Annotated in this window: 11 protein-coding genes; all 11 read right to left on the bottom strand. The window is 61.1% G+C overall.

From position 1 onward, the window contains the following. Positions 1-41: 41 nt before the first annotated feature. Entirely contained in the window at positions 42-686 is a 645-nt protein-coding gene (locus QEG70_RS16050; RefSeq protein WP_308721538.1) for an OBAP family protein, read from the bottom strand. Positions 687-1,059: 373 nt separating this feature from the next. After that, positions 1,060-2,511 (bottom strand): efflux transporter outer membrane subunit, encoded by a 1,452-nt coding sequence (locus tag QEG70_RS16045; RefSeq protein ID WP_308721537.1) that lies wholly within the window; start codon positions 2,509-2,511, stop codon positions 1,060-1,062. Continuing rightward, the gene (locus QEG70_RS16040) at positions 2,468-3,640 is read right to left on the bottom strand and encodes an efflux RND transporter periplasmic adaptor subunit (RefSeq protein WP_308721536.1); all 1,173 of its coding nucleotides are present in this window, start codon (positions 3,638-3,640) and stop codon (positions 2,468-2,470) included. Before QEG70_RS16040 ends, QEG70_RS16045 begins: the two co-directional genes overlap by 44 nt. Continuing rightward, positions 3,633-6,797, bottom strand: coding sequence for an efflux RND transporter permease subunit (locus tag QEG70_RS16035; RefSeq protein WP_308721535.1), 3,165 nt, complete (start codon positions 6,795-6,797; stop codon positions 3,633-3,635). Before QEG70_RS16035 ends, QEG70_RS16040 begins: the two co-directional genes overlap by 8 nt. A gap of 112 nt (positions 6,798-6,909) precedes the next feature. Beyond that, entirely contained in the window at positions 6,910-7,224 is a 315-nt protein-coding gene (locus QEG70_RS16030; RefSeq protein ID WP_308721588.1) for a hypothetical protein, read from the bottom strand. After that, a complete protein-coding gene (locus QEG70_RS16025) occupies positions 7,224-7,856 on the bottom strand; it encodes a cytochrome c oxidase subunit 3 (protein WP_308721534.1) in 633 nt (210 codons plus the stop codon). The genes QEG70_RS16030 and QEG70_RS16025 overlap by 1 nt, the downstream gene beginning before the upstream one ends. Next, positions 7,849-9,498: a cytochrome c oxidase subunit I gene (locus tag QEG70_RS16020; protein ID WP_475704685.1), complete on the bottom strand. Its 1,650-nt coding sequence runs from the start codon at positions 9,496-9,498 to the stop codon at positions 7,849-7,851. Before QEG70_RS16020 ends, QEG70_RS16025 begins: the two co-directional genes overlap by 8 nt. 4 nt (positions 9,499-9,502) lie before the next feature. Further along, entirely contained in the window at positions 9,503-10,501 is a 999-nt protein-coding gene (coxB, locus tag QEG70_RS16015) for a cytochrome c oxidase subunit II (protein ID WP_308721533.1), read from the bottom strand. Then, positions 10,498-11,307 (bottom strand): SCO family protein, encoded by an 810-nt coding sequence (locus tag QEG70_RS16010; protein WP_308721532.1) that lies wholly within the window; start codon positions 11,305-11,307, stop codon positions 10,498-10,500. The genes coxB and QEG70_RS16010 overlap by 4 nt, the downstream gene beginning before the upstream one ends. Beyond that, positions 11,304-11,681 carry a hypothetical protein gene (locus QEG70_RS16005; RefSeq protein ID WP_308721531.1) on the bottom strand — a complete coding sequence of 126 codons (378 nt, stop codon included), beginning with the start codon at positions 11,679-11,681 and terminating at the stop codon, positions 11,304-11,306. Before QEG70_RS16005 ends, QEG70_RS16010 begins: the two co-directional genes overlap by 4 nt. Beyond that, a complete protein-coding gene (locus QEG70_RS16000; RefSeq protein ID WP_308721530.1) occupies positions 11,674-12,705 on the bottom strand; it encodes a hypothetical protein in 1,032 nt (343 codons plus the stop codon). Before QEG70_RS16000 ends, QEG70_RS16005 begins: the two co-directional genes overlap by 8 nt. Positions 12,706-12,710 lie beyond the last annotated feature (5 nt).

Raw genomic sequence — 12,710 nt, 5'->3', positions numbered from 1 at the left:
GCTGTGGTTGCGCATGGCTGGGCAGGCTGTTGCCATCCCTGTCAGAGGGTAAGATTTTTTACGGGCATTTCCACAAGCTGTAACTGTGGTGTCTTGCCGCCCTGCCATGCGTTGGCACCCGGCACGATCTGCGGTGTCGGGATATCGGCACGGTTCTCTTTTTCGCTCCGGGTGGAAATATCGAAACGCCTGTCCCGATCATCGAGAAAGGACTGACGAATCTGACCGTCTTTGGTAAAGCCCATCATCAGTTGGGGAATACCCAGAGGCAGGTCATGGTCCCGGTCGATCTGCCAGGTGTGCCATGTCTTGCCATATGTGGTGACAAGATCGGCCATGAACGCATGCTCGCCCATATCAGGCACGCCGGGGGCGACAAGCATGCCGGATTTCACCTCGTAGTGATGACTATGCCATAATTTCTTTTCTTCTTCAGGGAGTGTCCTGAATATTTTTTCACTGACAATATATTCGATGCCGATCAACCGGGCATTTTTCTGGTTGGCTTCATAAATCACGCATTGATGGAATCCCTCGCTCAGATGCGTGCAGAAATGATTGGCCTCCACCTGTCGGCCCAGATCATCGGCATAGAAATGGAAACCGTTCAGATACGCGCTCATTGCATCGATGGGCTTCTTGACCTGCAGCGTCTCCGCCGCCGCGTCGAGCACATCGCTGCGCATGGATGTGGGGCCGCCGGGAACGGGCGCCAGCTTTTTGTCCGCCGCACCGGCCCTGCGCCCCGCGATTGCCGAAAGGGGTGCCGCAACAAGGGTTGCGGCAAGCGTGCGATTGAAACATCGGCGGCAGGTAAAGTTATGAAGGAACGACATGGTCTGTCCTTTCATGCAGCACGAAGCATATGTCGCTATAAAGCACACCCGTCGACTGAAGTTTCGTTTAAGGTATCGTGCGCATTACAAAGAACTTTCCAGTGGAGATTTTTTGAAAAAAGGCGACATCCGAAAACTTCCATCAATGCATTATTTTCAAACAGTGCCTGATGAATTGCCGCCGCATGCCCCACAAGCGGCACCAACATGCGGGCAAGGGACCCTATTTCCCTTTCAGCCCATCATGCTCACCCCAGTTACCTCCCATGGCCCGTACAAGGTCGATACCACTCATCAGGCGGCGCGTATTGACCATAATCAGGTCTTCGCGCGCCTGTAATTCCGCCGTCTGGGCAATGACAACCTGGAGGTAGTCAACGGCGCCTTCGCGGTACTGAATGGTTGCCAGATGGTCAGTGCGTGTGGCCGCCTCCACCCCTTCATCCTGCCGCGTGGCGGCATCGGCCAGATGGTTGAGCAGCGCAAGCTGGTCTTCCACCTCACGGAAGGCCGTAAGGGCCGTCTGCCGGTAAGTGGCTGCGGCCTGTGCATATTCCGCGTGCGTGAGTGCCAGATTGGCGAACCGCCGCCCGCCGTCAAATATAGCCAGTGTTGCCAGTGCCGGGCCAAGCGCCCACACACCACTCCCGGCCGAGGCCAGCATACCGGTCGTGGTTTCCGAACCACCGGTCGCCCCCAGCGTGATGTTGGGAAAGAAAGCAGCCCGCGCCACGCCAATCCGGGCATTAGCCGCTGCCATATGCCGCTCCGCCGATGCAACATCGGGCCTGCGTTCCAGCAGGTGGGCGGGTGCGGTTATGGGAATGGGTGGCACGGGCGGCAGACCGTCTGCTGGCGGGATTGAAAAGGTGGAGGGCTGCTCACCGATCAACACCGCAATGGCGTGTTCCACCAGCGCACGGTCGGCCTGCTGCTGTTCAAGCTGGGATTGTGTCGTGGTCAGCTGTGTGCGTGCACGGCCGACATCGAGCTCATTCGCGGCCCCTCCCACAAAACGCTTCGTGGTCAGGTCCAGTGCTGCGGAATAGGCTGCGATGGTCTTTTGCAGCAGGCTGATGCGGGCATCCAGACCGCGTAGCTGGAAATAATCATCGCCCAGTTCCCCCTCCAGGCTGAGGCGGAGCGAGGCAAGATCAGCCGCACTGGCCTGCGCACTGGCCCGCGCCGCCCTGACCAGATTGCGGATGCGTCCCCAGATATCGGGCTCCCATGAAACGGTGCCACCGGATTCATAGTCATGATATTCGTAATAATTGCCGGTGGCCGGAAAGAGGGCGCGTTCGCGCTGCGCGCTGGCCGTCGCATCAATCTGGGGAAAGAAGTCTGCCCGTGCCCGCCTGACCAGTGCCCGCGCCTGATCATATCGCGCCACGGCGGCGGCCAGTTGCGGGCTGCCGTGTTCGATCCTGTCTTCCAGCCGGTCCAGAACCTCATCGCCCATGACCGACCACCATGCCCCGCGCTGCGCGGTATCGGCGGGCCGTGCCGGGGTCCATGGTCCGGCTTCCCTGAATGTGGCGGGCGTGTCGGGCAGCGTGGGCCTGTGGTAACGGGGAGCGAGATTACAGCCACACAGCAGAATAACAAGAAGCAGGACTGCCCTGCCCCGCTCACGCGCCATGCCTGCCCTCACGCGGTTTGACGGGATCCCCATTGTCGATATCATCCGGCGGGTTGGTGATGATCCTGTCCTGCTGTGTCAGCCCCGTGACCTCAAGTTCGGTCCCGAAATCGATCAGGATCGCGACGGGCTGTATCCTGACATGGTCATGCCCGTCCACCACCGCCACGGTTGTCCCGTCCCGGCGGAAGAGCAGGCTGCTGGCGGGTATGCGCACGGTGGGGGGCGCCTGTGGTCCGGGGCCGTGAAACGTAAAGGCGATCTGGGCATAGGCCCCCGGTTTGAGAAGATTTTCCCCATTATCATAGACAAACTGGACCAGCATCGTGCCCGACTGTGAGTCAACCGCATCCGAAGAATGCAGCAGACGGGCATCAAACTGCCGGTTGCGGTAATCGGGTACCGTAAAATGCGCGACAAAGCCCTCATGCATCCGCGCGGCATAGGCCTGTGGCACACGCACATAAAGCCGCAGGCGGGTCACGTCCGATACGGTAAAAAGCGGCTGGCTGGCAGCCGTTCCCGCCACGATCAGCGCACCGATATCGGTCGCACGGCTAGTGACCACACCGGCAAAAGGGGCAATGATGCGCTTGAAGGCGGAGAGCGTTTCAAGCCGTTCGACCTCTGCCGCGGCTTCATGGCGCGTGGCCTCGCTGGCGGCCAGATTGCCCCGCCGCTCATCCGTTTCCTGCTGGGATACGGCATTCTGGGCATTCAGCCGGTCCCACCGGCGTGATGTAATCTGTGCCAGATCGCGCTGCGCGGTCCGGGTGCCCAGCGCAGCCCGTGCGCCTGCAAGCTGCAGATCAACATCAGGTGTGTCAATTTCCGCCAGAAGCTGACCTGCTTCCACCTTCTGCCCGATATCGACATACCATTGCCGCAGGTAGCCACTGGTCCGTGCATAGACCGGCGCGCTGTACCACGCCTGCAGGATGCCTGGCAGGACCAGCGTATCAACAGCCTGACCACCCGGATGCACGATGTTCACACTGGGCACGCGTGCCGCAACATTGGTGGCATGGAGCCGGTGGCGTTCATGGATGCGCGTCATCGTGCCCGCCACGAGTATCACCCCGAAAACGCACGCCCCGCCAAGAACGATCCAGCGCAGGCGGGGGCGGGGTCCGGCATGCATGGCCGTATGGGTCTCAGCCATGGGCCCGTGCCCCGTCATGGCCGTGGCATGCACGCCGGTCGTAGATGATGGCGAAAAGCGTAGGCACAAAAAACAGGGAGGCACAGGTGGCAAATATCAGGCCGCCAATGACGGCCCGCCCCAGCGGCGCATTCTGCTCGCCCCCCTCGCCCAGCCCCAGCGCCATGGGCAGCATGCCGATCACCATGGCCAGCGCCGTCATGATGACGGGCCGAAGGCGTGTACTGCCCGCCGTCAGGGCTGCCCTGAGCGCATCCCCATGCTCCGCCAGCTGCTCGCGGCAGAAGGTGATGACAAGGATGGAGTTGGCCGTCGCCACCCCCATGCACATGATCGCGCCCGTCAGCGCAGGCACGGAAAGAGGAGTATGCGTTGCAAACAGCATCCAGCATATCCCCGCCAGCGCTCCCGGCAGTGCAAGGACAACAATGCACGGATCGGTCCAGCTCTGGAAATTGATGACGATAAGCAGGTAGATCAGCACGATCGCGCCCAGCAGGCCAAACCCCATGCCCGAGAAGGCAGCTGTCATGGCCTGGTACTGGCCGCGCAGCGTGACCGTAACTGTATCGGGCCGGTCGTGTTCAAGCCGGTGCAGGGCCGCCTGTACGTCCGAGGCAATGGCGCCGAGGTCGCGCCCGTCCCCACCGGCAAAAACATCGACCAGAGAGCGGATATCATACTGCGCCTCGACCGGTGAGGTCGTACCGCGCGTAATCGTGCCAAGGGCACCGAGCACCTGCACCTGGGTGGTTGAAAGCCCGGTTACAGGCAGGCCGATGATATCCGCCAGCGAACTGATCCGGTATTCAGGCATCTGCACCGCAATGGGGTATGTGACCATGCTGTGCGGGTCCAGCCAGTACAGCGGGGCGGTCTGCACGGTGCCGGCAATGGAGGTGGCAATGGATGTGGTGACATCACCTTCCGTCAGGCCAAGCTGGTTGATGCGGGTGCGGTCGGCATCAAAACGCAGTTCAGGGTAATGACCGGGCTGCTGGATGCGCGTATCGACCAGACCGTCAATGCCGCGTATGGCGCGCAATATGCGGCCTGCGAACTGTCGCGTCTCATCGGGGTTGGGGCCGGAGACCTGAATGTCGATCGGTGCCGGCACGCCGAAATTGAGGATCTGGGTCGTGATGTCCGATGGCAGGAAGGCAAAGCTGGCTTCGGGGAATTCCCTGGGCAGCTCGCGGCGCAGGATATGGATGTACTGCCCGGTCGGGCGGTGGTTTTCCTTCAGCGCGACAAGGATGTCCCCATCCTGCGGCCCGATGGTGCCCGATGCATTATAGGCGGTGTTGATGGCGCTGGTGGGTAGCCCGATATTATCGGCGATGGAATCAATCTCACCTGCCGGAATCCGCTGGCGGATCTGCTTCTCGATACGCTGGAACAGGGCTGATGTCTCTTCTATGCGCATGCCTGTGGAGCCACGCACATGCAAAGTCATCGTGCCCGCATCGACCTGCGGAAAGAAGTTGCGGCCAAGGAACGGGAGCAGCCCCATGCTCAGCACGGCAAAGCACAGGAAGCCTGCCACAAACCGGCCACGATGGTCCAGAATGCTTTCTAAAAGCGCACTGTAGTGGGCACGCAGCGCCTCGAAATACCGCTCGAAACCATGCTGGAAGCGTGTGAAGATATTCTCCTTATGCCCCTTTGCATCCGCATGCGGGCGCAGCAGGAACATGGCCATGGTCGGCACGAGCGTGCGCGACAGGATGAAGGACATGACCATGGCGAACATGACCGACAGCGCCATCGGCACGAACAGGAAACCCGCGACCCCCGGCAGGTAGAACATCGGCACGAACACGATGCAGATGCAGATGAGCGAAAGAAAGGCCGGGACGATGATCTCGCCTGATCCATCAACAATGGCGGCATGCACGTCCTTGCCCATTTCCAGATGGCGCTCGATATTCTCGATCGTGACTGTCGCCTCATCGACCAGAATGCCGACGGCCAGCGCAAGGCCGCCGAGTGTCATGATATTCAGCGTCTCGCCCAGCGCGGACAACGCTGCAATCGCCCCCATGACCGATAACGGGATGGATGTCGCCACAATCAGCGTGGACCGCCACGACCCCAGAAAAAGCAGGATCATGAGGCTGGTCAGCCCCGCGGCAATCGCCCCCTCGCGCATCACCCCGTTGACGGCGGCCCGGACAAACAGCGACTGATCGTTGACAGGGCGGAGCTTGAGCTGCTTTGGCAGGCCGCGTGTCGCATCAGGGATCATCGCCTTGATCCCCGCCACGATGGCGATGGTGGAGGTAGCGCCCGATTTCAGTACGGTCATGAGTGCGGAGCGCTGGCCATCCACATGCACCACGTTCTGCTGCGGTGTGGCCCCATCACGCACGTGGGCAACATCGCGCACACGCACCACGGCGCCGTTGACCGTGCGCACAGGCAGCATGTTGAGCAGTTCGACCGAAAGGGGCGCGTTATTCAGCCTGAAATTATACTGATATTCACCGATCTTTACAAAACCTGCGGGGGTGATCTGTGTCTGTGTGGTCAGGGCGTTGCCCACGTCCTGGGCCGATACGCCACGGGACTGCAGCTTGCCTGGGTCGAGATCCATCTGGATCTGGCGCACGCGGCCGCCATAGGGGTACGGCAGGGCAGCGCCCGGCACAGTTACCAGCCGGTTACGGATGAAGTTGAAGCCGTAATCATAAAGCTGCTGTTCGGTCATGCCCTCGCCCGACAGGGCAAGCTGGACGATCGGCACGGTGGAGGCATTGTAGTTCAGGATCAGCGGCGGCGTGGTGCCCACAGGCAGCTGGCGCAGGATGGTCTGGGCAATGGCGGTGACCTGCGTATTGGCAATGCGGATATCGGTGCCGGGCTGGAAGAATATCTTTATCACCCCGATGCCCGTCAGCGACTGTCCCTCGATATGTTCGATATTGTTGACCGTAGTGGTCAGCGTGCGCTGGAACGGCAGTACGATGCGCCCGGACATGTCCTGCGGTGAAAGGTTGCTGTAGGTCCACGCCACGGCAATGACGGGAATGCCGATATCGGGGAAGATGTCCTCCGGCGTGCGGATGGCGGAAAGCACACCGGCCATGGCGATCAGGATGGCCATCACGATAAATGTATAGGGACGGGCAAGTGCCAGCTGAACAATTGCATTCATGCCACCTGCCTGTTTCCTGTCGGTTATGATGCCCTGTGGTTCATGGGATGTCCGGCTTCAGATAACGGCCACGGCTCGGCCCGGTTTGTGCAGCGGGACAGATAATTTTGTATCAGGGCGCCGTATCCGGCGGTGGGCGCGGGTTCTGCGTGGTGGAAGATAACGTGTCGCCCACGGGGAAATTGGTTCGCGTAAAACTGTCCAGGCTGCCCAGTGCAAGCAGGATGGACAGCCAGAACAGGCCGCCAATGGCAAAGATGAGTGCCAGCGCCGGGGCGCGCGTCATACGCATGAAGCCGTAGGCAACCAGCAGCGCCATCACCCCGGCACACACGCCAATGCCCCAGTTCACCCCTGCTGCACTCAGCAGCAGTTCCACCGCCAGCAACAGCAGCACCACCACCCAGCATGACAGGACGCGAACCATCACACCCGCCCGATCAGGTATAAAACAGGGAAAAGCAGGACCCAGACCAGATCGACAAAGCTCCAGTAAAGGCCGACAACCTCCACCGGTAAGACCCGGAGCGATGCGCCCCTGCCCCGGTAAACCCGCAGGCAGACCCACGCGATCAGCCCGATCCCTACCAGCATATGCAGGCCATGCAGCGCGGTGGACAGGAAATAGAAACTGTAGAATAACTGCGCCCCGCCAGCCTGCAGGCCGCCAAGGGCAAATCCGGGTCCGGGGAACAGGTGTTCGTCCAGTTCCGTATGCCATTCCCATCCTTTCAGGCACAGGAAGGTCACACCCAACCCGGCGGCACCCAGCCCGGCAAGGATGGTGCCACGAGCGTTTTCATTGCGGGCGGCTTCCACCCCAAGGGTGTAGACCATGCTGCTGGTCAGCAGGAGTGCGGTGTTGATGCCGCCAATCGTAAGGCTGGTATGCCTGACCCCCAGCGCCCAGCCTGCGGCACGGGTGTGGGAATAGACCACAAAAATCAGGAACAGGCCGCCAAACAGCAGTATTTCGCTGGCAAGGAACAGCCACATGCCGGCTATTGCCGTTTCATCGCGGTGCTGCGGGCTGTCATAGGGCGCAAGGTGCTCAGACATGCGGGGCCTCCGCACGCGGGGCAGCGTCCGGGTGATCCAGTGCGGCGTAATCATAGGCTTCATGGGTTACGACTGGCGGGGTGATGAAATTTTCCACAGGCGGAGGAGAGGATATCCGCCATTCCAGCCCGGTGGCCTGCCATGGATTGTCGGTTGCACGCGCACCGCGGAACAGCGCCCAGGTGAAGTAGATCAATGGCAGGATATAGGCCAGCGCAAGAATGCTGGCCCCGGCAGACGACAGGACATTCAGCACCTGAAACTGCGCGGGATAGGTCGCGTACCGGCGCGGCATGCCCTCATAGCCCAGAATGAACTGGGGGAAGAATGTCAGGTTGAAGCCAAAGAACAGCAGTGCTGCCGCCGTGCGCCCCCACATTTCGGGGTACATGCGCCCTGTTATCTTGGGCCACCAGTAATGCAGCCCGGCAAAATAGGCTGATACCATGCCGCCGACCATGATGTAGTGGAAATGCGCCACCACGAAATATGTCTGGGTCAGATGCACGTCGCTTGCCAGGGAAGCCAGAAACAGCCCCGTAAGGCCGCCCACCGTAAAAAGCCCGATAAACCCCATGGCATAAAGCATGGGCGCATCAAGCCTTATGGCCCCCCCATGCATGGTGCCCAGCCAGTTGAAAACCTTGATGGCCGATGGCACCGATACCAGAAAACTCAGCATGGAAAACACAACCGCCGCATAGAGCGATGTGCCAGCCACGAACATGTGGTGCCCCCAGACCAGAAAGCCGATAGCCGCAATGGAAATGGATGACCACGCCACGAACCGGTAGCCAAAAACCGGCTTGTGGCAGAACGTACTCACAACTTCGCTGACCACGCCCATGCCCGGCAGGATCATGATGTAGACCGCTGGGTGGGAATAGAACCAGAACAGGTGCTGGAACAGGAGCGGGTCTCCCCCCAGCGCGGGATCAAATACACCGACATGGAAGAAATGCTCGAACGCCAGCAGGAGCAGCGTAATGCTGAGCACCGGTGTTGCCAGCACGAAAATGACGCTGGTGGCATAAAGCGCCCAGAGCATGAGCGGCAGCCGGTACCATGTCAGCCCCGGCGCACGGAGCTGGTGGATGCTGATGATGAAGTTCACCCCCGTGGCAATGGAGGAAAATCCGCTCAGGAATACCCCGGCCACGACCGGCAGCACGCGACCTTGCGTATAATCGGTGGAAAGCGGGGTATAGAAGGTCCATCCCGTTTCCAACCCACCACGGAACAGCCCGTAGACCACCAGTGCGCCAGCCATGATGAACAGATACCAGCTGATCAGGTTCAGGCGTGGAAAAGCCAGGTCCTTTGCCCCCAGCATGAGGGGTACGAGAAAATTGCCCAGCGTGACCGGTATGGAAGGCACAAGGAACAGCCAGACCATGACAATGCCATGCATGGTGAACATGCGGCTGTAGGTCTCATCGGACAGGATGGCCCCGGTGGGGGAAATCAGATGCAGCCGGATCAGGGCCGCACCAAAGCTGCCAAGCACGAAAAACGCGGTGATCGAGGCCATGTATAACAGCGCGATCCGTTTATGGTCGGTTGTCAGCAGCCATGAGCGCACCGTGCCATCCTGCCACAGATAGCTGCGCTGCATGATTTGCAGGCCGGGTGTGGGTGCCATGGTATCAGTTCCCTTTACGTGCACTGACGGCCGATACGCCCATGCCCGACGACCGGGATGGTGAGAGGGTCTGGAGATAGGCAATCAGGGCGGCCAGATCCTCTTCTCCCAGCACACCGCGATAGGATGGCATCCGGGTGGCATAGCCTGCCGCCTGCCCGTGCGCGGGGCCGATATGAAGGATGGCATCGTGCAGGAATGCGTTATCCACCCGTATGTGCTGCCCATCCGCCCCAGTGATCTCGCTGCCATACAGTCCCACCATGGAAGGCGCGCGGCTGGTATCGTCCGCATCGGGGGCATAAGGCTGCGATACATGGCAGCCGCTGCATCCGTTATGGATGAACAGGGCTTCCCCCTTTGTCGCAAGGCTGCCGCTGGCCGGGGTCCGGCCCAGCCAGTTGGCATAATCGGTCGGGGTCAGAACAATCAGGGTGCCGGTCATGCGCGAGTGCCCGATGCCACAGAACTGCGTGCAGTAAAAACGAAATGCCCCTGCCTGTGTCGCAATGAACCACAGGCTCTGGTACCGGCCGGGCAGCACGTCGTGCTTGATGCGCAGCACCGGGATCGAGAAATCATGAATGACATCTTCCGACGTGAGCAGAAGTTGCACCGGCCGCCCCAGAGGCACATGCAGCGCATTGATCTCGCGCTGGCCACCGGGATACTGGACCTTCCACATCCACTGCTTGCCCGTGACATAAATCTGGATTGCACCGGGCGGCGGCTGGAACCCCAGTACGTAAAGCCGTGCCGCCCACACAAACAGCGCGAAGAAAACAGCCAGCGTGGTCGCGGTCCAGCCAATCTCGAAACGCCAGCTTTTATGGGCCACCGTCTCCGCCGATACGGGCACCCTGCTGCCTACACGGAAGCGGATGATGTTGAGCATCATCAGCCCGAATACCAGCCCGAGCACCGCCAGGCTGATGAGCAGCAACCCCGCCAGCAGGATATCGACCCGGCTGGCATGGGCCGAGGCTTCGGGCAGCCAGTTCATCGCTGCCCTCGCCAGTGGGCCATGCCCAGCAGGGTGCCCAGCATCAGCACGGTCAGCACACCGCCGAGTTTCAGCAGTTTTTCTACTGCCAGCGTATAACGGCCGGTCGTTTCATCATAATGAAAGCATAAAAGCAGGATGGGCGCGGCGCGGGCCTGCTCACCACGCGCGGCATGGGCCAGGGCCTGCCGTACATCACCCGGCTGGTAGCCGACACCCAGCACATACCCCGATACAGTACCTGCCGGGGTTATGAATACCAGCCCCATGGGGTGCAGGTACTGGTGCAGTTTTTCGTCATAGCGCGCGTGGAACCCCACCGCGCGCGACAGGCGCCGGATGCTTGCGGGCGTACCGGTTACGAAATGCCATCCCTGCCCTGCTCCGGCGTCGGGAAACCGCGCCAGATCTTCCGCCAGTGCCTGCTGCGCCGTGAAGCGTGTTTCCGCAGGATCAATACTGACAACCAGCAGCGTATAATCACCCGGTGTTTTCAGGCCACCCCGCGCCAGCGCGTCCAGCAGGTCGGTCCGTTCGAGTTCACACATATTGGGACAGGCATAATATCCCATTGCAATAATCGTGGCCCCATGGCCCAGAAAGGCCCCGAGTGGCCGGGTCTGGCCTGATGTATCGGTAAAGGGTGCATCAAGCGGCAGTACCGTGCCCTGCCGTGGGGTAAAAGCCAGCGCCTGGAATGCATCTTCCGCCGCAGCGGGCTGTATCCACCATGCCGGTGCGGCACAGGCCAGTACGATAACCAGCACCCTGTAATGGCGCAACAGGGCCGCATGGTGCGCCATCATGGTGCGGCCCTTTCATCTGCCGGCCAGCCGGGAATGCCTTCGCGGGCGATTTCCTGCATGGCCTGATCAATCGGAATATGGCCGATACCCCTGCTTTTGTCGGTCCAGCCAAAACTGTTCAGGACATGTTCCTCATGTGCCGCGAATGCCGCCATGTCCGCTACCGGATCGGATTGCAGCCGGGGTTCGGCAACGACCGGAAAAGGCGGCTTGAGCAGGCGATCAAGCGATTTTTGCGGAAACAGCATATCCGCCGCCACCACAAGCCCACCCACCGCCAGACCGATGGCCACCCCCCCGATCATGACTGCGCGAAAGGAAACATCACGGGTTTCATGCCCCGGTGGCTGTCCGCTTTGATGCTGCTCAGACATGGACATCCCTCTGCTCGGGTTTCGATGCCACGAAGGGCTCCTGTATGCCGGGACGGAAAGCCAGAAAAACACTGCCACTGCCGAAGAAGGCAAGCGACAGCAGCACCGGCAGCGCCACCTGTGCGGGGAGGCAGGCTGGCAGCACCAGCCAGAAATTGCGCACCGCCTCCATGCCTACCAGTAACCCTGCCACCGCCACGATGACGGGCCGCAGCCCCTGCAGCCGCGGCAGGGCCAGCAGCACGAACGGCAGGATAAAGTGCAGCCCCACAATACAGAGTGCCACCACCCCCCACCCGCCGCGCAGGCGCGGGCCGTACCATGCGGCCTCCACCGGCAGGTTGGACTGCCACACGATCAGGAACTGCATGAAATCCAGATAGGCCCACAGCACAGTAAGCCCCAGCAGCAGGCGCGCCAGATCCCGTAATTCCGCCGTACTGGCCCGGGCCGCCTCCAGCATGATCCCGATTGCGAATGCCAGCAGCACGGCCCCGGCAGAAGCCACAAGACCGTAAGCGCTGGAACTGAAATGCGGATCAAACGATTCCGTAAGGTCAATTGCCGCAAAGCCGGATGTAAAACCCAGTACGATCAGACCGGCAGGCGCTACCCGCTCCAGACCCCGGCCGCGCAGGCAGATCAGCCCCAGTGCGCCCCACGCAACCACATAGATCCCAGCCCGCGTCAGGGCTGCAGGCATGTTGAGGTAGAAGCTGTTTGCCAGCGGCATTGCCCTGTCCGGGTGCAGCCACGGGTACAGGTAGCGTGCACCCAGCATGATACCCCCCAGCGCAGGCAGCCCCAGCGGGAGCGTTGCAATCCCCGCTCGCAGGGCGGGATGCAGGATTTCCCCCCAGCGCCCGCCCGTAAGGGCATGCACCAGCATGAGAGCCATGCTGCCAAGCGGCCAGCCAAGCCATGCCGCCCCGACCGCAAGCCATGCCGGGAATGTGGCGACAGGCATCCAGATGGCATCAGCCATCACACCCGCCAGCGCAATGGGTGCAACCACAAGTGCCATACACC

Source organism: Komagataeibacter xylinus (genome assembly GCF_031081985.1).
Classification (GTDB): domain Bacteria; phylum Pseudomonadota; class Alphaproteobacteria; order Acetobacterales; family Acetobacteraceae; genus Komagataeibacter; species Komagataeibacter xylinus_E.
The sequence above is the reverse complement of the archived record's forward strand: the minus strand, read 5'-3'. Positions and strand labels throughout refer to the sequence as shown.

Bases quoted from the DNA above. Each gene is read 5' to 3' on its own strand.
- QEG70_RS16050 (WP_308721538.1), bottom strand. From the start codon at position 686: ATGCGCAGCGATGTGCTCGACGCGGCGGCGGAGACGCTGCAGGTCAAG.
- QEG70_RS16010 (WP_308721532.1), bottom strand. From the start codon at position 11,307: ATGATGGCGCACCATGCGGCCCTGTTGCGCCATTACAGGGTGCTGGTT.
- QEG70_RS16035 (WP_308721535.1), bottom strand. From the start codon at position 6,797: ATGAATGCAATTGTTCAGCTGGCACTTGCCCGTCCCTATACATTTATC.
- QEG70_RS16000 (WP_308721530.1), bottom strand. From the start codon at position 12,705: ATGGCACTTGTGGTTGCACCCATTGCGCTGGCGGGTGTGATGGCTGAT.
- QEG70_RS16020 (WP_475704685.1), bottom strand. From the start codon at position 9,498: ATGGCACCCACACCCGGCCTGCAAATCATGCAGCGCAGCTATCTGTGG.
- QEG70_RS16045 (WP_308721537.1), bottom strand. From the start codon at position 2,511: ATGGGGATCCCGTCAAACCGCGTGAGGGCAGGCATGGCGCGTGAGCGG.
- QEG70_RS16025 (WP_308721534.1), bottom strand. From the start codon at position 7,856: ATGTCTGAGCACCTTGCGCCCTATGACAGCCCGCAGCACCGCGATGAA.
- coxB (WP_308721533.1), bottom strand. From the start codon at position 10,501: ATGAACTGGCTGCCCGAAGCCTCGGCCCATGCCAGCCGGGTCGATATC.
- QEG70_RS16005 (WP_308721531.1), bottom strand. From the start codon at position 11,681: ATGTCTGAGCAGCATCAAAGCGGACAGCCACCGGGGCATGAAACCCGT.
- QEG70_RS16040 (WP_308721536.1), bottom strand. From the start codon at position 3,640: ATGGCTGAGACCCATACGGCCATGCATGCCGGACCCCGCCCCCGCCTG.
- QEG70_RS16030 (WP_308721588.1), bottom strand. From the start codon at position 7,224: ATGGTTCGCGTCCTGTCATGCTGGGTGGTGGTGCTGCTGTTGCTGGCG.